This is a genomic window from [Mycobacterium] manitobense (genome assembly GCF_025821665.1).
Lineage (GTDB): Bacteria > Actinomycetota > Actinomycetes > Mycobacteriales > Mycobacteriaceae > Mycobacterium > Mycobacterium arseniciresistens.
Window position 1 is genome coordinate 24,449 of the sequence record NZ_JACKSJ010000143.1, and the last position, 21,829, is coordinate 46,277.

Below are 21,829 nucleotides of genomic sequence, written 5' to 3' on the forward strand. Positions count from 1 at the left end.
TTTACGGTACATACAGGCCTGATTACCGACGAGTAGGGAGGCAGCCATGCAACTGGCGCTGACACCGGAGGAAGCCGCCTTCCGGGACGAGCTACGCACCTTCTACACCACCAAGATCCCCGCCGACGTCCGTGAGCGCTCACGCCGCGGCGGCGAGGTGTCCAAAGAGGACATCATCACCAGCCACAAGATCCTGCACGAGCACGGACTGGCGGTGCCGAACTGGCCGGTCGAGTGGGGCGGCAAGGACTGGACGCCCACCCAGCACCAGATCTGGCTCGACGAGATGCAGCTTGCCAGCGTCCCCGAGCCCCTGACCTTCAACGCGAAGATGATCGGCCCGGTGATCGCGGAGTTCGGCTCGCAGGAGATGAAGGAACGGTTCCTGCCGCCGACCGCGTCGCTGGACATCTGGTGGTGCCAGGGCTTCTCCGAGCCCGAGGCCGGCTCGGACCTCGCCTCGCTGCGCACCACCGCGACCCGCGACGGCGACTCCTACGTGGTCAACGGCCAGAAGACCTGGACCACGCTCGGCCAGCACGCCGACTGGATCTTCAACCTGGTGCGCACCGACCCGCAGGCGCCCAAGCGCCAGGCCGGCATCTCGCTGCTGCTCATCGACATGAACACCCCGGGCATCACGCTGCGGCCGATCAAGCTCGTCGACGGCAGCTACGAGGTCAACGAGGTGTTCTTCGAGGACGTCCGGGTGCCCGCCGACCAGCTCGTCGGCGAGGAGAACCAGGGCTGGAGCTACGCCAAGTTCCTGCTCGGCAACGAGCGCACCGGCATCACCCAGGTGGCCCGCACCAAGCTGAAGCTCTCGGACGTCAAGGCCCGCGCCAAGGAATCCGGCCTGCTCGACGACCCGCTGTTCGCCGCCCGTCTCGCCGAGGCCGAAAATGACGCGCTAGCACTGGAACTCACGCAGATGCGGGTGGCGTCCGGATCGGTCGACGGCAAGCCCAACCCGGCGTCGTCGGTGCTCAAGCTGCGCGGCAGCCAGCTGCAGCAGATCGCGACCGAACTGCTGGTCGAGGTGGCAGGCGCCGACGCGCTGCCGTTCGACGCCGGCGACGACATCGCCTCGCCGTACTGGGCTCAGCACGCGGCGCCCACGTACCTGAACTACCGCAAGACCTCGATCTACGGCGGCAGCAACGAGGTGCAGCGCACCATCATCGCCTCCACCATCCTCGGACTGTGAGATAGGAAGCAACTCATGGACTTTCAGCTCAGCGAAGAGCAGGTGCTGCTGCGCGACACCACCCGTGACGTGCTGGCCCGCAGTTACGACCCGGAGAGCCGCCTCAAGGTGATCGACACCGAGCTGGGGTGGAGCCGCGACGTGTGGAACCAGCTCGCCGAAATCGGGATCCTTGGACTGGGATTCGAGGAGGACGCCGGCGGAGCGCTGGAGATCATGGCGGTGGCCACCGAGATCGGCCGCAGGCTGGCGCCCGAGCCTGTGCTGCACGCCGCGCTCGGTCCCGGCGCCCTGATCGCCGAGGCGGGCACCGACGAGCAGCGCGGTCTGCTCGACGAGGTGGCCGCGGGCCGGCGACTGCTGGCCTTCGCCCACGTCGAGCCCGGTATGCGCGGCGCGGCCGGGACGATCACGACCAAGGCTGTGCAGCAAGGGGATTCGTGGTCGCTCAGCGGACGCAAGAACCCGGTGCTCGCCGGTGACTCCGCGGACACGCTGGTGGTCAGCGCGGCGCTGCCCGACGGCGGCACCGGACTGTTTCTGGTGGAGGCCGACGCGGTCACCCGCACCGGCTACCGCACCTTCGACGGCCAGCACGGCGCGCAGATCGACCTGGCCGACGCACCGGCGCAACCGCTGGGATCGGCGTCGGATGCTTCCGAGGCGATCTCCCGCACCGTCATCCGCCTCCAGTCCGCGCTGTGCGCCGAGGCACTCGGGGCGATGGAGGAGGCACTGCGGCTGACCACCGAATACCTCACCAGCCGTAAGCAGTTCGGCGTCACACTGAACAAGTTCCAGACGCTCACCCAGCGCGCCGCGGACATGTACGTCTCGCTCGAACTGGCGCGCTCCATGAGCATGTACGCCGCCATGTCGATCGCGGACGGCAACTTCGACCCGGCGGTCTCGGCACGGGCGAAGCTGCAGATCTGCCGCTCCGGGCGCCACATCAGCCAGGAGGCGATCCAGCTGCACGGCGGCATCGGCGTCACCGCCGAATACCCGGTGGGGCACTACGCGGCGCGCCTGACGGCCATCGAGCACACGCTCGGCTCGGCGGGTGACCAGCTGAACGTGCTGACCGGCCGGCTCACCGACTACGAGGTCGCCACGCTGTAGGGGGTGCTACCCGACGAGGCGGGCGATCGAGTCCAGCGGGATGGGCAGCCACGCCGGCCGGTGACGGCTCTCGTAGCCCGCCTCGTACACGGCCTTGTCGAGCTCGTAGGCCGCCAGCAGCTCGGCCGAGTCGCGGGGGTCGGCACCACATGCGGCGTCGTATCCGTCGCAGAACGCACTCACGTTGCGCTGCGCCCATTCCCGGGCACGGCCGGCCTGCTGCGGATCGGACTCCGTCGCACCCTCGATCAGCTGCTGGTGGGCGGCGTACTCGTAGGACCGCAGCACACCGGCGACGTCGCGAAGCGCCGAGTCCGGACGCCTGCGCTCGTCGAGCGGCTGGCCGGGTTCACCCTCGAAGTCGATGAGCAGCCAGGCGGCCCCGGTGCGCAGCACCTGGCCCAGGTGCAGGTCGCCGTGCACCCGCTGCACGGTGATCGACTGCTCGGCCAGCTTTCGGTAGCGCTCCTCGATCAGCGGGACGTAGCGGCCGATCTCGGGCACCGCGCCGGCCACCGAGCGGAGCCGCTCGAGCATCGTGTCGATGGGGAACGGCACGTCCGACGTGCCCAGTTCGTCGGCGAGCGTGGCGTGCACCGACGCGACGGCCTCGCCGAGCAGACGCGACTCGGCAACGAATTCGTCTGCGGCGCCGCTGATCTGACCGTCGCCGAACAGATTCCGGGTACTGGCCAGCGCCATGTCCCAGCCCTCGGTGGAGCCGCCGGCGAACTCGGTGACCATGCCCATCGCGTAGGGCTGCCCGGCCATCGTCGTCTCGATCGACCCCAGCAGCCGCGCGACGTGCAGGTTGCCCGCCCGTGCGAGCACCCGGTTGAGCTCGATGTCGGGGTTGACGCCGGGGGTGATGCGGCGGAAGGCCTTGAAGATGGCCTCGCGGCCGAAGATGACGCTGGTGTTGCTCTGCTCGGCGCCCGACACCCGGGCCGCCGCGTCCGTCGGCAGCGCGACGCCTGGTTCCTTGACGAAGCGGACGCCGTCGACATCGGCATCGTCGTCGATCAGCGACAGCAGGTAATGCGTGGCGGCCGGGTCGAACAGCGCGTCGTAGGCGGCGCGGCCGTCGTCGGCGCCGATCACCGCACCGGCAGGGACGTCGGCGGGAGTGGTGTCGGCACGACCGACCAGCAACTGGTAGCGCTCGGCGGCGCCGTCGGCGTAGGAGACGTCGAGCAGCACCAGGTCGAGGTCGGGCCGTAGCGAGATCACCCGGCCCGGGCGGGCCTCGGCGAGGCGTCGGTTGCGCCCGGCGTACCACCGCTGCTGCGGTAACCAGGTGTCGAACGGCAGGTTCATCGCTGGGCTCCAGATCGTCGGACGAGGTCACTGTTCCGTCGCCCCCTGAAACCTACCCATGACGGCCCGAACCGAATCGTGGCCCGCCGGGCCGGTTTCCGGGGCGCCGGCGACGGCTCGAGGTAACGGTTGAAACCCCGGTGGTAACGCGTTACGGTTTCGGCGTCTGTGATCGGCCCGTCGGGGTGACCGCCCGGGCGATCAGCAAAACTCTGAGTAGGAATTCGGGTGGGCCTGTGGCTGAGTCGACGCCAAACGATGGTGAAGCTCCGGTAATCGTCAGTCTTTCCGATGCGGCGATGCACATGTATTCGGCCGCCATCGACGCCCTGCCCGACGCGGGCGATCCCGAATTCCCGGAGCGGGCGGCCGTGGTGCTGACGGGTATGCGCAAGCTGCTCGGTGCGATGTCGGAGGCGGCGAGCCACAGCCGGATCAACCCGTCAGTGATCGTCGCGCTCAGCGGCGTGCGCAACCGCTACGACGCTCTGATGGAGGACGCGGCCGGTGGGCCTGGCGCCACGCTGGGCCAGCGCCTCTACGTCGCCCGCAACCGCGCGAAGCTGAGCACCAAGGAAGCCGCCAACGGCGTCGGACTGCGCCGCGACCTGATCGAGGCCGTCGAGGCCGAGGAGCAGGCGAGCGAATCGGAGAGCGCCAAGATCAAGGACCTCATCGCCGCGCTCGGCGGCTGAGCTCTCAACCGAGGAACCGTTCGGCGGCCCCGGCGCGCACATACCGAACCGCGTTGGCCTGCCGGTAGCCGATGAAGCCGCCGCAGACCGTCACCAGGAACAGTCCGAACAACCCCGGCATCGCGCCGAGCCACCGGACGCCCGGGCCGCCGGGATGCCTCGCCGACGGCAGACCCGACCGCGTCGCGGCACCGCTGGCGAGACTCGATCCTGGCAGTGCGGGCGCGTTGAAGCCCGGCGAGACGATCATCGGGCCGCCCGACGCGGACGAGGGCAGCGCGGCCTGGATCCCGAACAACTCCGGCGACGGCGCAGTGCCCGCGGGCGCCCCCGGCACCACGGCGGGCAGCGGCGACATCCCCACCACGGACACCGGGACCGGCGGCGGCGCGACGATCATCGGCACCTCGAGCACACCGGGTGACCCGGCGATGAACAGCCCGGGATCATCGGCGCCACCGGCATCGACCACGGGGTCCACGTCTTCGGGCCCGCCCCGGAACGCCGGGCCGGGCGGCTCCGGCTCGGGTTCGGGTTCGGAGAACATGGACACCGATGCGGAGACCCCCGGGCCCGCGACCCGCAGGGCCACGCAGTTCGACCCGGAACACGCATCGGGCTCGCGTTCGGTGTCGCCGCCGACCGAGACGCGCACCTGCGGGATGAGCGGGTGGCGCCGGCCGCCGGGCACCGTGATGTCCAACCGCTTGTCGCGTTCGTCCTCGCGTTCGGAGCTGTCGTCCCGGCTCCCGGTGCCGCCGTCGCGGCCGAGGCTGATGCCGAACGGCCGCCGCTTGCGCTGGCTGCCGGAGCCGTCGTCGTTGCGGGACCCGAGCCTCAGTCCGGGCTTACGGTCGGCATCGCGTTTGCCGGAGTCGCTGCTGTCGCGATTGCCCGCGTCGTCGGACAGACCGGGGTCGGCAATCGCGACGCCGGCTGCGGGACCAGCCACCACCAGTCCACCCACCACGACACCGGCACACATCAGCGGGCGCAACGACGACATTGCCATGCGACCCTCGCTCCCCCGGTGAGCGATTGCTATACCACAGACCCACCGCGCTCATTTTCACATATTTACGGCCTTCGGCGGTAGCTGTCGGACATCGCCGGTCGCCGACGTCCGCCTTCGGCGTCGCTTCCGGCAGCCACGCCCAGGTCAGGTAGGGTGCCGGAGTGGCCAACCGCGACCATGGCGACCCCGGTGACGCCCCCTCCATCCCCCCGCCTCTGGCCGAGGTGCCGCACGCCGTTCGCCCGTCGGCCGCCGAAGAGGCCCGCACCATCGCCGCCTCCACCAACACCGCGACGCTGGCCACGCTCACCGCGGACGGCGACCCCTGGGCGTCGTTCGTCACCTACGGACTGCACGGTGGCGCGCCCGTGCTGTGCGTCTCCAACCTGGCCGAACACGGCCGCAACCTCGACGGCGACCCACGGGCCAGCCTGGCGATCGTGGCGCCGGCCACCGACACCGACCCGCTGGCCAGCGGCCGGGTGACACTCGCAGGCGTGGCCGAACGGCCGGCCGGCGCGGAGCGTGACGCCGCCCGCGAGGCGCACCTCGCGGCCGTCGCAGCCGCCAAGTACTACATCGACTACAGCGACTTCACGCTGTGGGTGCTGCGGGTACAGCGGGTCCGGTGGGTCGGCGGGTACGGCCGGATGGAGTCCACCTCCGGCGCCGAGTACGCGGCCGCCGAGCCCGATCCGGTGCAGCCGCGGGCCGCAGGCGCCGTCGCCCATCTCAACGCCGACCACGCCGAAGCGCTGCTGGCGATGGCCGCCTCCCTCGGCGGCTACCCCGACGCGACGGCCGCCACCTGCACGGGCGCCGACCGTTACGGCCTCGACCTGCGGGTGACCACGCCGCGCGGCGTGGCGTATCCCCGCATCGGTTACGCGGCGCCCATCGATTCGTTCGACGAACTGCGCTCGGCGGCGGTCGAACTGACCCGCCGCGCCCGCGGGACCCGCTGACCCTGCAATACGATCGCCGGTATGTCTGCTGCGACCGGGCGTCCGGACACCTGGCAAGCCGCCTTCGACCTGATCCGCACCCGCGGTTACGAGCACCGCGCCGAGCCGTTCCGGCTGGCGAGCGGACAGCTCAGTCACGATTACATCGACGGAAAGTACGCCGTCGACAACGGTGAGCGGCTGACGGTGGTGAGCCGTGCGGTCGCGGACCTGGCGGCGATGAACGGCATCGAGTTCGACGCCGTCGGCGGGCTCACCATGGGCGCGGACCCGCTGGCCCACGGCGTGGCGATGGTGACCGGGGCCGCATGGTTCTCGGTGCGCAAGGAGCAGAAGCAGCGCGGCCGCGAGCAGTGGATCGAGGGCACCCGCATCGAACCCGGCATGCGCGTGCTGTTGGTCGACGACGTGATCAGCACCGGCGGATCGACGGCGCTCGCGCTGGACCGGGTGACCGCGGCGGGGGCCGTTGCCACCGGCGTCATCCCGATGGTCGACCGCGGCGACGTGGCGGCGGGTCTGTTCGCCGAACGCAATGTGCCCTTCGTCGCGCTGGTCACCTACCGCGATCTGGGAATCGAACCGATCAAGGCGGTGTGAGTCCCGATGGCCGATGACGACGCCAAGGCCCGCTTCGCGGACGCGCCGTCGGCGGTGCTGGCCACGATAAGCCCCGACGGCGCACCACATCTGGTGCCGGTGGTGTTCGCCGTGTCGGGCGACACGATCTACACCGCGGTGGACGCCAAGCGCAAGACCACCCAGCGGCTGCGGCGACTGGCCAACATCGAGGCCGATTCGAGGGTGACCCTGCTCGTGGACCACTACAGCGACGATTGGACGCAGCTGTGGTGGGTGCGTGCCGACGGCGAGGCGACGGTGCATCACAGCGGTGTGGAGATGGCGGCCGGATATTCGCTGTTGCGCCACAAGTACGTTCAGTACCAGCGCCTCGCCCTCGACGGTCCGGTGGTGACCGTCGCGGTGCGGCGGTGGTCGTCGTGGCAGGCCTGATCCGGCTGCGCAACGGTGCGCACGGATACGGCGCCGTGTCGAAGCTGCTGCACTGGCTGACCGTCGCGGTGATCGTCGCGCAGTTCGCGGTGGGCGCGACGATGGGACCCGACGAGGCCGCGCTCGACCGCGAGAAGGACCGCATCGACGAACTCGAGGAGCGTGGCGAGGAACAGGCCGAACGGCAGGGCGAAGCGGCCGAGGAACGGTTCGAGAACGAGATCGACCGCCTCGAGGACGAACTCGACGTCCGCGAGGACGACTACGTGGGCGACGCATTCGGCGAGGTGGTGTCGGGCACCTTCGCCGGCGACGGGGTGTCGTTATCGGAACTGCATGTGTCGCTGGGGCTCTCGCTGATCGCACTGGGTGTGCTGCGGATCGTCTGGCGCGCCGTCGCCGGGTTGCCCCCGTGGGCCGAGCACCTCACCGCAGGCGAGCGCGCCCTCGAGGGCGCACTGGAGAAGGCGCTGCTGGCACTGCTGTTCGTGGTGCCCGCAACGGGCCTCGCGGTGCTCGCCCTCGGACACGACTGGGTGCCGCTGCACGTGGCCGCCCAGGTCGCGCTGCTGCTGGCGATCGCCCTGCACGTCGGGCTGGTGCTCAAGCACACCGTCGTCCGGCGCAACCGGCACCTGTCCCGCATGCTCTGACGGTCGTATCGTGAGCCGATGAGCGAGAGGCCGCGCAGGCGCCCCCGGCAGTCGCGGTCCCGCGCGACGGTGGACGTGGTGCTCGAAGCCGCCGCGCAGATGTTCGACCGCGAAGGCCTGGCCACCACCACCAACCGGATCGCCGAGCGGGCGGGTGTCTCGATCGGCTCGCTGTATCAGTACTTCCCGGACAAGCATGCGCTGCTCGACGCGCTGGCCGAGCGGCACGTCCGGGAGGCAGGCGCGCGGCTGGACCGGGTGTTCGACCGGCTGCGCGTGCAGCGGCCTCCGTTCGACGAGACGATGCGCGCGGTGCTCGACGAACTCGTCGCACTGCACAGCGACCGGCCCGCGCTGCACGGCCTGATGCACCGGCTTTCGCCGCGGCCGGCCGACCTCGCGGCGATGCAGGCCTTCGAGGACCGGGTCGCCGCGGAGATCGCCCACCACCTCGACCGCTGCGGGCGCGGCGGTGCGGACACCGCGGTCACGGCTCAGACGCTGGTGCACGCGATCGACGCCCATCTGCACCGGGTGCAGACCCGGCAGAAACCGGACGCCGCCGAGCTGATGACTCTGGTGGACCGGCTCACGCCGGCGTGAGCTGGTCGCGGACGGCGAGCAACACCTCCTGCAGCCGGCCCAGTCCCGGCTCCTCGACGGGATAGTGGCCGCACTCCTGCAGCAGTGTCAGCGATTTCGGGCCAGGCAGCCGGTCGAAGAAGTCGATGCTGAGCCGCGGCGGAGTCCAGCGGTCGGCGTCCGGGTGCACCAGGGTGACGGGTGCGGCGTCGAACGTCTCCGGTGCGGTGTGGCGGAAGTCGAGCCAGCTCGACAGGAAACCCAGCGGTACCCGCACTCCGCCACCACGGGGGTCGCGGGCACACAGCCGCGACAGCGCGGGGTCGCGGCTCATCGACCCCATGTCGACCAGCCAGCGGATCGGCACGCGAACCCGCCCGCAGAGCGGGTCGATGGTGCGCAGCACGACCGGCGCGGCGGGGCCGGTCCAGGCGTGCCGCGGCACCGCCCGGCGCACCGCCGGGTCGGTGGGATCGATCAGGCAGGTCGCCACCACGTGCGCGACGTCGCGGGTGCGGGCGGCGACCTCGTAGCCCAGCAGGCCGCCCATGCTGGCGCCGAACACCACCAGCGGCCGGTCGTCGCGCGCGCGTTCGGCGCGCACCAGATCACACAGCAGGTCGACCCAGTCGGGGTAGCGCACGTCGCCGGGCCGGGGTTCGACGGTGTCGCCGTAGAGCGGGAGGTCCGGGGCGAGCACCTCGACGCCGTGGCGGGCGGCCAGCGCCGCCAGCGGCCACAGCGCCCCCGACCAGCCCCCGCCGCCGTGGATCACCAGCACCCGGACCGCGGCGCCGGGGGCGGCGGCCCGCGCGATGTGCACGGTGCGGCCCCGCCACGGCCACCACGTGGGGGTCGGCGCGGTCATCGGTTCGGGACGGAATCCGGCGGGCAGGAAGCGGGCGTAGTCGCGGTGATCCATGCGTCAAGCCTCAATCGCGTTTGCTAACAGCACAACTCGCGTTCGGTGTCGGTCATCGCCGTCGCCGTACGGCAGCTGGGCTGCCCTTTTACCGGAGACCGCGGGTGGTGTCCTGGACTGCTCACATTCGAGCCCGTGCACCGGCCACCCTTGTGCTGTCGTGCCCATCGGAGAATTCTTGACGGTGCACCGGGCGACGCGGCCCGGGCGAAGGGATCGTCATGACCGACAGGACGACAACCTCCCACGGCGGCGCCTCCGCCGTCGTCACCGCGGACCGGCCCGCGGCCATCCGCAACGTCGCCCTCGTCGGCCCCTCCGGTGCGGGCAAGACGACGCTCGTCGAGGCACTGTTGTTGGCCGGCGGTGTGCTCAACCGCGCCGGCTCGGTGACCGAGGGCACCACCGTGTGCGACAGCGACGAGGCGGAGATCGCCCAGCAGCGGTCGGTCGGCCTGGCACTGGCGTCGCTGCGGCACCGCGACGTCAAGATCAACCTGATCGACACCCCGGGGTACGCCGACTTCGTCGGTGAACTGCGCGCCGGCCTGCGGGCCGCGGACTGCGCGCTGTTCGTGATCGCCGCGAACGAGGGTGTCGACGAGCCGACGCGGTCGCTGTGGCTGGAGTGCAGCGCGGTGGGCATGCCGAGGGCGGTGGTGATCACCAAGCTCGACCACGCCAGGGCCAGCTATTCCGGCGCGCTGGCCGCCGCGCAGGATGCGTTCGGCGACAGGGTTCTCCCGCTGTACCTGCCTGCCGGCGACGGGCTGGTCGGGCTCCTCGCCCGCACTCCCGCCGACGACGACCGGGTCGGGGAGCTGCGCGGCGGCCTGATCGAGGGCATCATCGAGGAGTCCGAGGACGAAACGCTGATGGAGCGCTACCTCGGCGGCGAGGACATCGACGAGTCGGTGTTGATCGAGGATCTCGAGAAAGCCGTCGCCAGTGCGTCGTTCTTCCCGGTGATCCCGGTGTGCAGCACCACCGGCACGGGCACCCTGGAACTGCTCGACGTCGTCGCGCGCGGCTTTCCGTCGCCGCCGGAACACCTGATGCCGGAGGTGTTCACGCCGCAGGGCGCCGACCGCGCCGGGCTGTGCTGCGACCCGGACGGCCCGCTGCTCGCCGAGGTGGTGAAGACGACGTCAGATCCCTACGTCGGCAGGGTCAGCCTGGCCCGGGTGTTCTCCGGGACGATCAGGCCCGACATGACGGTGCACGTGTCGGGCCATTTCTCGTCCTTCTTCGGCGCCGGACCCGCCGACCACGACGACGACGATCGTGTCTGCGCGCTGTCCTTTCCACTCGGCCGCCAACAGCGCCCCGCCCCGTCGGTGATCGCGGGCGACATCTGCGCGATCGGCCGTCTCAGCCACGCCGAGACCGGAGACACGTTGTCCGGCAAAGACACTCCGCTGGTGCTCAAACCGTGGACGATGCCCGAGCCGCTGCTGCCGATCGCGGTGGCGCCCCGCGCCAGGACCGACGAGGACAAGCTGGCGGTCGGCCTGGCCCGGTTGTCCGCCGAGGACCCCACCCTGCGCGTCGAGCAGAACTCCGAGACGCACCAGCTGGTGCTGTGGTGCATGGGCGAAGCGCACTCCCACGTCGTGCTCGATGCGCTGGCCCGCCGCTACGGCGTCACCGTCGACGTCGTGGAACTGCGGGTGCCGCTGCGCGAGACGTTCGGCGCCGCGGCGAAAGGCCACGGCAGGCACGTCAAACAGTCCGGCGGCCACGGTCAGTACGCGGTGTGCGACATCGAGGTCGAGCCGCTGCCCGCCGGTTCGGGGTTCGAGTTCGTCGACCGGGTCGTCGGCGGCGCGGTGCCGCGTCAGTTCATTCCCAGCGTGGAGAAGGGCGTCCGGGCGCAGATGGCCAAGGGCCTCACCGGCAACGGCGCAGCCGGATACCCGGTCGTCGACATCAGGGTGACGCTGGTCGACGGCAAGGCCCACAGCGTCGACTCGTCGGACTTCGCGTTCCAGACGGCCGGCGCGCTGGCGTTGCGCGACGCGGCATCGGCGACGAGCATCGCCGCGCTCGAACCGGTCGACGAGGTGTCGGTGCTGATCCCCGACGATCTGGTGGGCGCGGTGATGAGTGACCTGTCGGCACGTCGCGGCCGGGTGCTGGGCACCGAGACCGTGGGCGGGGACCGCACGCTGGTGAAGGCGGACGTGCCCCAGATCGAGCTGACCCGCTACGCGATCGACCTGCGGTCGCTGTCCCACGGCGCCGGTTCGTTCACCCGTCGTTTCACGAGGTACGAGCCGATGCCGGAGTCGGCGGCCGCCAAGGCGCGCGCGGCGTCCTGATCGGGCCCTGGGTCAGGTGCCGGCCTGGTAGTGCTCCGGCTTGCCCGCCCACTCCTCCGGTTCGACGCCGAAGGTGTTCAGCGCGGTCGCCAGCACCCCGTATCCACCCGCGGTGAACAGTAGGTCCATCCGCTGCCGGTCGTCGATGTGCTCCCCCAGCGCGTGCCAGGTGCCCGGGGTGATCCGCGATTTGTCGTGGAGTTCGTCGACGGCCGCCAGCACGGCGCGGTCGAACGCGCCGGAGGCCTCTCCGGTGCGGGCGGCCTCCACGTCGGCGTCGGTCAGGCCGGCCTGCTTGCCGATCGCGACGTGGTGCACCCACTCGTAGCGGCACCCGTGGCGGTGGGCGACCCGCAGGATCGCCAGTTCCCGCTCGCGCGCCGGCAGCGACGAACCCTCCATCAGATAGGTGTTGAACGGCAGGAACTTGCCCGCGAGTTCCGGGTGGCGCACGAGCGTCGCCAGTGCGTTCCCGGCGTCGGTGGGGTTGCGCCGCTCCGGCGACACGGTGCCCTCCAGGGCGCGGTCGGTGTCGTCGTCCCACTCGTCGGCCGGTAGTGGCGTCAGCATCGGGTGTCCTCTCGGCGTGGCTCTCGTTAGCCAGTCTATGCATTGAGCCGCCGCCACGGACGAGTGACCTGTGTCGCAGTGCTGCCGCTGCGTGATGTGTGCCGCACTGGCTTGCGGCGGACGCACGTGAGTTGAAAAAGTTAGATCACTTTAACTGTCGGAATCGTCATTAACTTATATGCTGGCGGCCGAGGTGACGACCATCCGGGGAGGAAGCACCTGTGGATACCGGCCTGCAAAAACGGTTCCGGCACTGGCGCTGGGATCCGCCCGTGAAGACGGCGAGCGTCATCACCATCCTGATCATGGTGGTGGTCCTGGTCTTGGTCTGGCTGCAGTTCCGCGGGTCGTTCACCCCGGTGACGCGCCTCACCGTGATGGCCGACCGCGCCGGCCTCAACACCGACCCGGGTTCCAAGGTCACCTACAACGGCGTGCAGATCGGGCGGGTGGCCGAGGTCGAGCCGGAGAGCGTCGGCAACGAACCGCGGGCCAGGCTGCTGCTCGACATCGATCCGGAGTACATGTCGCTCATCCCGGCCAACGTGGACGTCGACATCAAGGCCTCCACGGTTTTCGGCAACAAGTTCGTGTCGTTCTCGACGCCGGAGAACCCCGTGCCGCAGCGGCTGAACCCGGCCGAGGTGGTCGACGTGACCGGCGTGACCACCGAGTTCAACACGCTGTTCGAGACCGTGGTCGAGGTCGCCCAGCAGGTCGACCCGATCAAGCTGAACCAGACGCTGACCGCGGCGGCCGAGGCGCTCGACGGCCTCGGTGACCGGTTCGGCCAGTCGGTGGTCAACGGCAACGAGATCCTCGCCGACGTGAACCCGCAGATGCCCCAGCTCCGCCGCGACGTCCAGGGGTTGGCCGACCTCGGTGAGGTGTACGCCGACGCGGCGCCCGACCTGTTCGACGGGCTGGAGAACGCGGTGACCACCGCGCGCACCCTGAACCAGGAGCGCGGCAACCTCGATGCGGCGCTGATGGCCGCGGTCGGGTTCGGCAACACCGGCGGCGACGTGCTCGAGCGTGGCGGCCCGTACCTGGTCCGCGGGTCCGAGGACCTGATCCGCACCTCGGCGACGCTCGACGAGTACAGCCCCGCGCTGTACTGCACCATCCGCAACTGGCACGACAACGAGCCCAAGTTCACCGAGTTCAACGGCGGCAACGGCTATTCGGTGAACCTGCACAACACGCTCGTCGGCGCGGCCAACCCGTGGGTGTACCCCGACAACCTGCCGCGGGTGAACGCCAAGGGCGGCCCCGAGGGCCGTCCGGGCTGCTGGCAGAAGGTCACCCGCGACCTGTTCCCCGCGCCGTACCTGGTGATGGACACCGGCGCCTCACTCGCCCCGTACAACCACATCGAACTCGGCCAGCCCATCGCCATCGAGTACGTGTGGGGACGCCAGATCGGCGAGAACACGATCAACCCGTAACGGACCCGCTACGGCTGGCGCACCACGGCCTCGAGTTCGGCTTCGTAGGCGCCTTCCTCACGGCCGAGGGCGATGGTGGCCGCCACCATCGCGGCGATCGCGACGACCAGGGCGACGGGCTCCCATCCGGTGATCGACAGGTGTTCGCCGAGCAGCACCGAGCCCAGCACGACGGCGACCGCTGGTTCGAGCACGAGCATCGTCGGCACCGAGGTCTGCAGCGAGCCCGCGTGGAAGGCCGACTGCTGCAACAGCATCGCGCCCACACCGAGCAGGACGACGAGGTACAGCGCGGGCGTGGTCAGCACCGCCTCCACCCGGCCCTCGGTGATGTTGTGCATGACGATCTTGGTCAGCACCGCCACCACACCGAAGAGCACCCCGACCGCGACGGCCAGCAGCACCGCGCGCCGCCAGTCGACGGCGCGGACCGCGATGGCGATGCAGCCCAGCACCGCCGCGCCGCACACCACCGCCACCCCCACGGTCACCGGGACCGAGATGTCGTAGTCGCCCGCCTTGGCCTTGGCCAGTGCCACGAACACCGTCAGCGCGGCGGTCAGCAGCACGGCCCACAGCCATTCGGCGCGGCTGACCCGCCGGCCTGCCAGGCGTGCGCTCAGCGGAAGCGCGAACAGCAGGGCGGACACGAGGATCGGTTGCACCAGGATCAGCGATCCGTAGCCGAGTGCCAGCGCCTGGAACACGAACCCGGCGACGGCGGATCCGGTGCCTGCCCACCACAGCGGGCGACGCACCAGCGTCATCAACATCAGGGTGCTGACGCCCTTCTCCGGTGGCACGTCCATCGTGGCGCGCTGTCGCACGACGATCCCGACCGCCATGAACACCGCTGCGAGCAGTGCGAAGAGCACCGCCAAACCATGGCCCACCAAGCCGCGCACCCCTTCCGGTCCTGCCGCCGTCGGCGGGCAGCACCCACCACCGTAGGCGGAGTGCGGCGCGGGGGCTCCGCGGGCGCGGGGTCAGTCCGCGCGGAAGGTGGCGGGCAGCGCGGCGGGTCCCCGGATGGCCGCGGTGTCACGCCAGCGGACCGGGCCGGTCAGCACCGGCTCACGTCCGAGGACCTCGCGCAGCGCGACCGTCAGCTCGAGCTGTGCCAGCGCGGCACCGAGGCAGTAGTGCGCGCCGTAACCGAACGACAGCGGCGACAGGCCGGTGCGGTCGAGCCGGAAGGCGGCCGGATCCTCGAACACGGCGGGGTCGCGGTTGGCCGCGGCGATCACCACGAGCACGCTTTCGCCGGCCCTGATGTGGGCGCCGCCCAGCCGGTGGTCGGTGGTGGCCGCCCGCACGGTCGACTGCACCGGGCCGTCGAGCCGCAACAGCTCGGTAACCAGTGCCGGGTCCGCCGGGTCGATCGCGTCGGCGGGCCGGACGCCGTCGGCGCCGGGGGTCAGCAACCGAACGAGACCGGTGCCCAGCAGGTTGGCGGTGGTCTCGTGGCCGGCCACCGCGACGAGGATCGCCGTCATCGCGACCTCTTCGAGCAGCAGCGCGTGATCCGCGGCGATGAAGCTCAGCAGGTCGTCGCCCTGATGCGCCCGCCGGTCGGCGACCAGGGGCAGGAACTCCGACATCAGCGTGGCCGAAGCCGTTGCGCCCGCGGAGATCTCGGCGGGATCGGCGAGCGTGCCCAGCGTGCGGATGATCACCGGCGACATGTCGCGGACCAGCTGCAGCGTCTCCGGGCCGAGGTCGAGCCATTCGCCGATCACCGCGAGCGGGAGCGGCAGCGCGATGTCGGACATCAGGTCGAGCTCGGCACCGGCGGGGTGGTGGCCGACCACCGCGGCCGCGATCCCCTCGACTCCCGCCGTGAGCCCCGTGACGTAGGACCGGGTGAACACGTCGCGCACCGAATCGCGCAGCCGCTGGTGGTCGGGTCCGTCGGCGAAGAGCATCGAGCTCTTGGTGAACTCAGCGGCGAAGGCGTCCATCGACGCGCGCGCGACTTGGCCGGCCATCGGGTCGCTGCTCCAGCCGGGCCCGCCGAGCACCTGCCGGCTCGCCTCGAAGCCGAGCACCAGCCAGGCCTGCGCCGTGTCGTCCCAGACGACGTCGCCCTCAGCGCGCCGGGCCTCGTAGTAGGGATAGGGATCCGAGGCATCCCAGGGCAGCTGGGCGCCGGTCAGGCCTTCCGCATCAGTGGTGGTCATGGTCGTCCGTTCCGTAGGGCAGGCCGCGGTCGCGGACCCAGGCGTCGTGCCTGCAGCCGAGTTCACTCACCGGCGGCGCCACGCCGTCCTGGTCGTCGAGCTGCGCCCTGGCGTGGAAGGACGCGCGCAGCGCGGTGAAGATCGCGTTCATCGACAGGTTGAGCCGCGAGAAGAACACGAAGTCGGGCGGCACCGACATCCGGCGCATCGGGTGGTCCGCCGCGCGCACGTCGATCATCGAGTTCACCGCCCGTGCGGACGCCTGCTCGGTGTACATGACCGGTTGGTCGGCCAGCAGTTCGTAGAGGATCTCCGCGAACCACCCGTAGGCGTCATCGGCGCTGAGCGTGGATTCCGCGGTGAAGAAACCACTTTCGACCATGAGGCCGCGCAGGTCGTCTCTGCGGCCGTCGATGGTGGCCCGCACCACGCCGACGATGAGGCGGCGCTGCCGCTCGGTGAGCACCTTGACGCAGCCGAAGTCGACGAAGCCGACGGTCCCGTCGGCGTTGAAGCGGTAGTTGCCGGGATGCGGGTCGGCGTGGAAGAGGTTGGAGTGCCGGTAGGAGCCGGTGGCGAACCGGGCGATCACCTCGGCCCAGCAGTTCTTCAGCTCCTGGTCAGCCTGTTGGGCTGCCGCCCAGTCCATTCCGTCCATGTACGTCATGGTCAGCACCCGGTCACCCGATGCGGACGGGACCACCTCGGGGATCCTGATGAACGGATGCCCGCGGTACAGGTCGCCGAACGCGGCGATGTTCGCGGCCTCGCGCCGGTAGTCGACCTCCTCACCGATCCGCGCGGCGATCTCGTCGGCGGCACTCTCGATGTCAGGCATCGCGGTGCCCATGGCGCCCGCGGCTCCCGCGGCGAAGCGGAAGACGGTGGAGAGCAGCTCGGTGTTCGACAGATCGTCCCGGATCGCCTGGGCGACACCGGGATACTGGATCTTCACGGCGACACTCCTGCCGTCGGGCAGCACCGCGCGGTGCACCTGCCCGATGGAGGCCGCCGCCATCGGGTCGGGTGAGAACTCGGCGAACACCTCCTCGACGGTCCGGCCGAGGTCGGCCTCGAGCACCGACCTGGCCAGCGCGGGGTCCATCGGCGGCGCGTCGGCCTGCAGTCGGGTGAGCGCCCGCTGATAGGGCGACAGTTCCCCACCGCCGACGGCCTGCGCGTCGACCATCGACATCAGCTGGCCCGCCTTCATCAGCACCCCCTTGGAGTGGCCGAGGAGGTCGGCGTAGCGCTCGGCGGTGCGTTCATGGAAGCGCTCGACGGCGTTCGCGTCACCGGCCCTTTCCCGCAGCGCGGCCACCATCCGGCCGCCCGCGGCCCTGGCGGTGAAGCCGGCCACCGGCATCGTCCGGCGCATCCGGCCCCGGGGAACCGGGCGGTCGGTGTCGGCCATGACATCCCCCTGACAGGCCCTGATACAGTGACCTAGTACAGAACATAATAGGTCACTTATGGAGTCGTCAATGGTGGAGCAGTCAACCAAGGAGCGTCTGGTCACCGAGGCCATGCGGTTGTTCGGCGAGCAGGGCTACCGGGCGACGAGCATCACCCAGATCGAGAAGGCCGCCGGACTCGTGCCCGGGTGCGGGGCGCTCTACAACCACTTCAAGTCCAAGGAAGCGCTGCTGCGGGCCGGGATCGACCGGCAACTCGATCGCCGGCGCGCGATGGCCGACATCAGCGCGGTGTTCGCCGGGCAGGGCGACCTGCGCACCGAACTCACGCTGCTGTGCCGGTATTTGATGAACGTGCTGGACCGTGAGAGCCAGTTCCTGCAGGTCGCCGCGCGCACTCCGGCCGAGCAGTCCGCCGGCGTCGACGAGGCGTACGCGGCGCTGATCGACGGCCTCTACAGCGAACTCGCGGGCTGGATCCGGGGCTGCGCGCCGGCCCTCGACGAGCCCGCCGCCCGGCGGATCGCCGTGGTCGCCGTCAACGCGCTGCTGGGCAAGCGGGCCACCCGGCTGGTGTTCCACGCACCCCAGGCCGACACCCCGGACGAGGAGTACGTCGCGGACTGGACGGCGATGGTCGCCGACCGGATCGAGTCCGTCCGCTGAGGTGGAACTAGCTGGCTTCGCGATCGGCGACCGGGCGCAGATGCGGCCGGGGCGCCGACGGCGCGATCCGGTCGTTGACGCCGGCCACCACCGAGTCGACGCGGGTCACCGCCTTGTCGCAGAGGCCGCGGACCCGGTCGCCCGCGGTGTCGACGTCGTCCGCGGCGCTGAGCAGGTATGCCCGCACGTTCAGCCGAAGTCGCTCGCCGCGCCGGCGGATCCCCTGGCGCAGGCGGTCGTCCACCTCGAGGTTGACGTATGGCAACAGCCGGATCTTCATGTGTGCTCCCGATCGTCGGATGCTTGGGCCAACCCTAACGCGCAGGTGGCCGACGGAGAAGATGACGTGGGGCGGACCAGCAACCGCACGGGGTGTGGCGTGGGTCACTCGGCGGTCAGGCCGGTGCGCCCTGCCATTCCGTGAGCGTCCAGCCCTGCTGCGGGCTGCCGGTGAGCACCACCCGGCCGGTGTTCTGCAGCGGCTCGCTGCGCAACAGCGACGGGTCCGGGTCGTCGACGTTCATCATCACCCACAACATGATCGCCGCCCCGTGCGAGAACGCGACGGGATGCCGGGCGCCGCTCTCGTGGATCTGGCGCACCGCGTCGTCGAAGCGTGCGTCGAACTCGTTGCCGTCCATCGATCCGGGGATGCGGGCCGACCGGTCGCCGGCCAGCCAGCGCTGCGGCGCCGAGAAGTAGTCCGCCGCATCGGCCTCGGGTAGGCCCTCGTACTTCCCCGCCTCCACCTCACGCAGGCCGGGCAGCACCGTGACGGCTTCGCCGAGCGCCGCCGACATGGGTTGGGCCGTCTGCTGCGTGCGGACCATCGTCGAGGCGAAGACGGCGTCGTAGTCGTTGCCGCTCAGATGCGCCGCCGCGGCCGCCGCCTGCTCGCGGCCGAGTGCGGTCAGGCCCGGGCCCGGCGTCGACGTGTCGATCAGGCCGGAGGCGTTGCCCTCGGACTGGGCGTGCCGGATGAACGTCAGCGTGATCGTCGCGGTGCCCGCCGTCGGGCCGCCCGCAACCGCCGACGGGGCGCCGGCGATGGTGATCGTCAGAGCGGCCAAAGCTGCGAGTATGCGGCGCATCCCGTGATGGTGGCAGAGTTCTGCTCGCCGGTGCCCGGCTACACCCGGACCGGCGCGTCCTCGCCTGTGTTGCGGGCCAGGCGGCGGTTCAGCTTGTCGCCCTCGATGTCGAGGTCGGGCAGGAAGCCGGCCAGCCCCCGAGGCAGCCACCAGGCGCGGTCGCCCAGCATCGACATCACCGCGGGCACCACGGTCATCCGCACCACAAAGGCGTCGATCAGCACACCGAACGCCAGCGCGAAGCCCATCTGCTTGATCATCGGGTCGGCGTTGAACACGAAGCCCGCGAACACCGCCATCATGATCACCGCGGCTGCCGCGACCACCCGGCTGGCCTGCGCGAACCCATGGGTGACCGCATCGTCGCCGCGGTGGCCGTGCACGTGGGCCTCCTTCATCGACGAGACCAGGAACACCTCGTAATCCATTGCCAGGCCGTACAACACGCCGATGACGATGATCGGCAGCAGGCTCAGGATCGGCCCGGTGGCGCTCAGCCCGATGAGCTGCTGGAACCAGCCCCACTGGAAGAGCGCGGTGGTGGCGCCGAACGTCGCGATCACGCTGAGCAGGAAGCCCGCCGTCGCCTTCACGGGCACCGCGATCGAGCGGAACACCACCAGCAGCACCAGCAGGGACAGGCCGACGACGACAGCGATGTAGAGCGGGATCGCCTCGGCCAGCCGGTCGGTGGTGTCGATGCCCATCGCGGTCACACCGGTGACGCCGAGGTCGACGTCGCGCAGTTCCGACAGCGGTCCGGCGTGCGCCCGGATGTCGCGCACCAGCTGGGCGGTCGCGTCGTCCGTCGGTCCCGCGGTGGGCACCACCGAGAACACGGCGGTGTCGGCGGTGTCGCTGACGGTGCCCAGGCTCACCGACTCCACGCCGGGCATCCGGCGCAGGTCGTTGTAGGTGTCGACGAGGTCGGCCGTGGTGAGCGCCCCGCTCGCGGCCGGTTCGGCGATCACCACCAGGGGCCCGTTGAAGCCCGCGCCGTAGTGCTCGCCGACCAGGTCGTAGCTCGCCCGCTGCGGGGTGCCCTCGTTGTAGCTGCCGCCGTCGGGCAGCCCGAGTGACATGTTCAATGCGGGCACCGCGAGCAGGCCGGTGACCACGACGCCGGCGATCGCGACCGGGACACGGTGCCGCAGCACCGCGCCCACCCACGCCGAGGCGAACCGGTGGCTTCCGGTGTCGCTGTCGGACGCGGCGGCCTCGTCGCGGGCCTTCGCCGAGCAGATCCGCTCGCCGACCAGGCCGAGCAGCGCTGGCAGCAGGGTGATCGCGGAGGCGACGGCGACCACCACCGTCGCCGCGGCGGCCAGCGCCATCGGCGTCAGCAGCGAGATGCCGACCACGGTCAGCGCCACCAACGCGATGACGACCGTGGTGCCCGCGAAGACCACCGCGCTGCCCGCGGTGCCGATGGCCCGCGCCGCGGCGTCGGCCGCCGACAGGCCACGGTCGAGGATGAGTCGGCGCTGCCGGTTGACGATGAACATGGCGTAGTCGATGCCGACGGCGAGGCCGAGCATCAACGCCAGCACGGCCGTCATCGACTGCATGTTCACCAGGTGCGAGAACAGGAAGGTGCCGCCCACCCCGATCGCGACGGCGGTCAGCGCGGTCACCAGCGGCAGCCCGGCGGCCACCAGCGAGCCGAGCGTGATCACCAGGACGAGTGCGGCCACCATCACGCCGATGATCTCGCCGACACCGATGATCTCGGGCATCTGCAGCATGCTCGCCGACGGCAGCACCTCGATGCCGCTCTGTCCCAGCGCGTCCCGGGCGGCGTCCACGGTGTGCTCGATGGTGCCGGTCGGCAGCTCGGCGGTCTGCTTGTCGAAGGAGAACTGGTAGAGCGCGGCGGCGCCGTCGGCCGAGACCACCACACCGGGCACCGGTCGGCCGTCGACCAGCATCGGCTTCGGGGCATTCTCCGGCGCCGGCGCGTGCACCTGCGCCTGCGCGATGGCCGCCGACGCGGCGAGCGTCGGGCTGGCCGGGCCCTTGGCCACTTCGGCCCTGGCGATCTCGTTCGGGTCGAGCACGTGGTCGCTGTGCGCGATGGCGTCGACGGCAGCCAGCACGGCGTCGCGGTGCGCCGGGTCGTCGATGCGGGCGCCTGCCGGCGCGGCGAACGCGATCAGGCCCTGCCCGCCGGACGCCTCCGGCATCCGCTCGGCGAGCTGGTCGATGACCTGCTGGGCGGGCGTGCCGTTGATGCGCATCTCGTTGGAGACCTTGGGCGGGTTGACCGCGAGAATGCCTGCCACGACGGCGATCAGCGCCAGCCACACGCCGATGACGTGCCAGGGCCGGGCGAAGGCGTAGCGGCCCAGCCGGTGCAGAAGTGTCGACATGAAAGTGAGAGTAGGCTCCCGATGTGGGAGTCGGCTATCGTTTGTCGCCAAGCCCACGTGGGGCCCGCGGACATGACCCGGGACACATGGACGGTGGTCAGCCGCGGGTGAGGTCCCTCTTGGCCTCCTTCACCACGGCGCCCGCGTCGCGGCCGGCCTGCTTGGCTGCGGCGTGGGCCTGCTCGGCCTCCTCGAGCGCCTCTTCCGCCCTGGCCAGCCGGTTGCGCGCGTCGTCGCGCCGCAGGCGCGCGGTGGCCAGGTCGCTCTGCCGCTCGGC

At 70.8% G+C, this 21,829-nt stretch carries 21 protein-coding genes and 1 pseudogene; 11 read left to right on the forward strand and 11 right to left on the reverse strand.

Annotation, left to right across the window (positions count from 1 at the left end; translation table 11 throughout):
* The first annotated feature begins 46 nt into the window (after window positions 1-46).
* A complete protein-coding gene (locus tag H7I41_RS16985) occupies window positions 47-1,207 on the forward strand; it encodes an acyl-CoA dehydrogenase family protein (protein WP_264013775.1) in 1,161 nt (386 codons plus the stop codon).
* Window positions 1,208-1,222: 15 nt separating this feature from the next.
* Window positions 1,223-2,329, forward strand: a complete 1,107-nt coding sequence (locus H7I41_RS16990) for an acyl-CoA dehydrogenase family protein (protein ID WP_264013776.1) — start codon at window positions 1,223-1,225, stop codon at window positions 2,327-2,329.
* A gap of 6 nt (window positions 2,330-2,335) precedes the next feature.
* Here H7I41_RS16990 and H7I41_RS16995 read toward each other — a convergent pair whose 3' ends face one another.
* Entirely contained in the window at window positions 2,336-3,646 is a 1,311-nt protein-coding gene (locus H7I41_RS16995; RefSeq protein ID WP_264013777.1) for a maltokinase N-terminal cap-like domain-containing protein, read from the reverse strand.
* 305 nt (window positions 3,647-3,951) lie between these two features.
* Between H7I41_RS16995 and H7I41_RS17000 the strand changes: the two genes are divergently transcribed.
* The gene (locus H7I41_RS17000; protein ID WP_264013794.1) at window positions 3,952-4,341 is read left to right on the forward strand and encodes a hypothetical protein; all 390 of its coding nucleotides are present in this window, start codon (window positions 3,952-3,954) and stop codon (window positions 4,339-4,341) included.
* A 4-nt stretch (window positions 4,342-4,345) separates the two neighbouring features.
* Here the strand turns inward: H7I41_RS17000 and H7I41_RS17005 are convergent, their stop codons facing one another.
* Complete coding sequence (locus H7I41_RS17005; protein WP_264013778.1) at window positions 4,346-5,353, reverse strand: hypothetical protein; 1,008 nt, start codon at window positions 5,351-5,353, stop codon at window positions 4,346-4,348.
* A gap of 164 nt (window positions 5,354-5,517) precedes the next feature.
* Between H7I41_RS17005 and H7I41_RS17010 the strand changes: the two genes are divergently transcribed.
* The 5 genes from H7I41_RS17010 to H7I41_RS17030 are packed head-to-tail and all read left to right on the forward strand — an operon-like array spanning window position 5,518 to window position 8,591.
* Window positions 5,518-6,321, forward strand: coding sequence for a HugZ family pyridoxamine 5'-phosphate oxidase (locus H7I41_RS17010; protein ID WP_264013779.1), 804 nt, complete (start codon window positions 5,518-5,520; stop codon window positions 6,319-6,321).
* 21 nt (window positions 6,322-6,342) lie between these two features.
* Window positions 6,343-6,921, forward strand: coding sequence for an orotate phosphoribosyltransferase (locus tag H7I41_RS17015; RefSeq protein ID WP_264013780.1), 579 nt, complete (start codon window positions 6,343-6,345; stop codon window positions 6,919-6,921).
* 6 nt (window positions 6,922-6,927) lie between these two features.
* A complete protein-coding gene (locus tag H7I41_RS17020; RefSeq protein WP_264013781.1) occupies window positions 6,928-7,335 on the forward strand; it encodes a TIGR03668 family PPOX class F420-dependent oxidoreductase in 408 nt (135 codons plus the stop codon).
* On the forward strand, window positions 7,323-7,988 hold the full coding sequence (locus H7I41_RS17025) for a cytochrome b (protein ID WP_264013782.1): 666 nt from the start codon (window positions 7,323-7,325) through the stop codon (window positions 7,986-7,988). Before H7I41_RS17020 ends, H7I41_RS17025 begins: the two co-directional genes overlap by 13 nt.
* Before the next feature lie 18 nt (window positions 7,989-8,006).
* The gene (locus H7I41_RS17030) at window positions 8,007-8,591 is read left to right on the forward strand and encodes a TetR/AcrR family transcriptional regulator (protein ID WP_264013783.1); all 585 of its coding nucleotides are present in this window, start codon (window positions 8,007-8,009) and stop codon (window positions 8,589-8,591) included.
* On the opposite strand, the gene H7I41_RS17035 is transcribed toward H7I41_RS17030, so the two are convergent.
* Window positions 8,578-9,492: an alpha/beta fold hydrolase gene (locus H7I41_RS17035; RefSeq protein ID WP_264013784.1), complete on the reverse strand. Its 915-nt coding sequence runs from the start codon at window positions 9,490-9,492 to the stop codon at window positions 8,578-8,580. The genes H7I41_RS17030 and H7I41_RS17035 overlap by 14 nt on opposite strands.
* A 221-nt stretch (window positions 9,493-9,713) precedes the next feature.
* On the opposite strand from H7I41_RS17035, the gene H7I41_RS17040 reads away from it, so the two are divergent.
* Complete coding sequence (locus tag H7I41_RS17040; protein WP_264013785.1) at window positions 9,714-11,813, forward strand: elongation factor G-like protein EF-G2; 2,100 nt, start codon at window positions 9,714-9,716, stop codon at window positions 11,811-11,813.
* Window positions 11,814-11,825: 12 nt separating this feature from the next.
* Here H7I41_RS17040 and H7I41_RS17045 read toward each other — a convergent pair whose 3' ends face one another.
* Window positions 11,826-12,383, reverse strand: a complete 558-nt coding sequence (locus H7I41_RS17045) for a carboxymuconolactone decarboxylase family protein (RefSeq protein WP_264013786.1) — start codon at window positions 12,381-12,383, stop codon at window positions 11,826-11,828.
* A 233-nt stretch (window positions 12,384-12,616) separates the two neighbouring features.
* Here H7I41_RS17045 and H7I41_RS17050 point away from each other — a divergent pair, with 233 nt between their 5' ends.
* Window positions 12,617-13,831, forward strand: a complete 1,215-nt coding sequence (locus H7I41_RS17050; RefSeq protein ID WP_264013795.1) for an MCE family protein — start codon at window positions 12,617-12,619, stop codon at window positions 13,829-13,831.
* 8 nt (window positions 13,832-13,839) lie between these two features.
* Here H7I41_RS17050 and H7I41_RS17055 read toward each other — a convergent pair whose 3' ends face one another.
* From H7I41_RS17055 to H7I41_RS17065, 3 genes are all read right to left on the reverse strand, one after another.
* On the reverse strand, window positions 13,840-14,727 hold the full coding sequence (locus tag H7I41_RS17055; RefSeq protein ID WP_264013787.1) for a DMT family transporter: 888 nt from the start codon (window positions 14,725-14,727) through the stop codon (window positions 13,840-13,842).
* Window positions 14,728-14,817: 90 nt separating this feature from the next.
* Window positions 14,818-16,011: a cytochrome P450 gene (locus tag H7I41_RS17060; protein ID WP_264013788.1), complete on the reverse strand. Its 1,194-nt coding sequence runs from the start codon at window positions 16,009-16,011 to the stop codon at window positions 14,818-14,820.
* Window positions 15,998-17,425, reverse strand: a complete 1,428-nt coding sequence (locus H7I41_RS17065; RefSeq protein WP_264013789.1) for an ABC1 kinase family protein — start codon at window positions 17,423-17,425, stop codon at window positions 15,998-16,000. Before H7I41_RS17065 ends, H7I41_RS17060 begins: the two co-directional genes overlap by 14 nt.
* A gap of 70 nt (window positions 17,426-17,495) precedes the next feature.
* On the opposite strand from H7I41_RS17065, the gene H7I41_RS17070 reads away from it, so the two are divergent.
* Window positions 17,496-18,092, forward strand: a complete 597-nt coding sequence (locus H7I41_RS17070; RefSeq protein WP_264013790.1) for a TetR/AcrR family transcriptional regulator — start codon at window positions 17,496-17,498, stop codon at window positions 18,090-18,092.
* Window positions 18,093-18,099: 7 nt separating this feature from the next.
* Here the strand turns inward: H7I41_RS17070 and H7I41_RS17075 are convergent, their stop codons facing one another.
* The 4 genes and pseudogenes from H7I41_RS17075 to H7I41_RS17090 all read right to left on the reverse strand — a co-directional run.
* Window positions 18,100-18,372, reverse strand: coding sequence for a hypothetical protein (locus H7I41_RS17075; RefSeq protein WP_264013791.1), 273 nt, complete (start codon window positions 18,370-18,372; stop codon window positions 18,100-18,102).
* A 115-nt stretch (window positions 18,373-18,487) separates the two neighbouring features.
* Window positions 18,488-19,183 carry a histidine phosphatase family protein gene (locus tag H7I41_RS17080; protein ID WP_264013792.1) on the reverse strand — a complete coding sequence of 232 codons (696 nt, stop codon included), beginning with the start codon at window positions 19,181-19,183 and terminating at the stop codon, window positions 18,488-18,490.
* A gap of 38 nt (window positions 19,184-19,221) precedes the next feature.
* Window positions 19,222-21,552 (reverse strand): MMPL family transporter, encoded by a 2,331-nt coding sequence (locus H7I41_RS17085; RefSeq protein WP_264013793.1) that lies wholly within the window; start codon window positions 21,550-21,552, stop codon window positions 19,222-19,224.
* Between the two features lie 97 nt (window positions 21,553-21,649).
* Window positions 21,650-21,829 (reverse strand): annotated as a pseudogene (locus tag H7I41_RS17090) (hypothetical protein); the annotation flags it as partial.

Excerpts from the sequence above, each read along its gene's own strand:
- H7I41_RS16985 (WP_264013775.1), top strand. The coding sequence starts at position 47 with ATGCAACTGGCGCTGACACCGGAGGAAGCCGCCTTCCGGGACGAGCTA.
- H7I41_RS16990 (WP_264013776.1), top strand. The coding sequence starts at position 1,223 with ATGGACTTTCAGCTCAGCGAAGAGCAGGTGCTGCTGCGCGACACCACC.
- H7I41_RS16995 (WP_264013777.1), bottom strand. The coding sequence starts at position 3,646 with ATGAACCTGCCGTTCGACACCTGGTTACCGCAGCAGCGGTGGTACGCC.
- H7I41_RS17000 (WP_264013794.1), top strand. The coding sequence starts at position 3,952 with ATGTATTCGGCCGCCATCGACGCCCTGCCCGACGCGGGCGATCCCGAA.
- H7I41_RS17005 (WP_264013778.1), bottom strand. The coding sequence starts at position 5,353 with ATGGCAATGTCGTCGTTGCGCCCGCTGATGTGTGCCGGTGTCGTGGTG.
- H7I41_RS17015 (WP_264013780.1), top strand. The coding sequence starts at position 6,343 with ATGTCTGCTGCGACCGGGCGTCCGGACACCTGGCAAGCCGCCTTCGAC.
- H7I41_RS17020 (WP_264013781.1), top strand. The coding sequence starts at position 6,928 with ATGGCCGATGACGACGCCAAGGCCCGCTTCGCGGACGCGCCGTCGGCG.
- H7I41_RS17030 (WP_264013783.1), top strand. The coding sequence starts at position 8,007 with ATGAGCGAGAGGCCGCGCAGGCGCCCCCGGCAGTCGCGGTCCCGCGCG.
- H7I41_RS17035 (WP_264013784.1), bottom strand. The coding sequence starts at position 9,492 with ATGGATCACCGCGACTACGCCCGCTTCCTGCCCGCCGGATTCCGTCCC.
- H7I41_RS17040 (WP_264013785.1), top strand. The coding sequence starts at position 9,714 with ATGACCGACAGGACGACAACCTCCCACGGCGGCGCCTCCGCCGTCGTC.
- H7I41_RS17045 (WP_264013786.1), bottom strand. The coding sequence starts at position 12,383 with ATGCTGACGCCACTACCGGCCGACGAGTGGGACGACGACACCGACCGC.
- H7I41_RS17060 (WP_264013788.1), bottom strand. The coding sequence starts at position 16,011 with ATGACCACCACTGATGCGGAAGGCCTGACCGGCGCCCAGCTGCCCTGG.
- H7I41_RS17065 (WP_264013789.1), bottom strand. The coding sequence starts at position 17,425 with ATGGCCGACACCGACCGCCCGGTTCCCCGGGGCCGGATGCGCCGGACG.
- H7I41_RS17070 (WP_264013790.1), top strand. The coding sequence starts at position 17,496 with ATGGTGGAGCAGTCAACCAAGGAGCGTCTGGTCACCGAGGCCATGCGG.
- H7I41_RS17075 (WP_264013791.1), bottom strand. The coding sequence starts at position 18,372 with ATGAAGATCCGGCTGTTGCCATACGTCAACCTCGAGGTGGACGACCGC.
- H7I41_RS17080 (WP_264013792.1), bottom strand. The coding sequence starts at position 19,183 with ATGCGCCGCATACTCGCAGCTTTGGCCGCTCTGACGATCACCATCGCC.
- H7I41_RS17085 (WP_264013793.1), bottom strand. The coding sequence starts at position 21,552 with ATGTCGACACTTCTGCACCGGCTGGGCCGCTACGCCTTCGCCCGGCCC.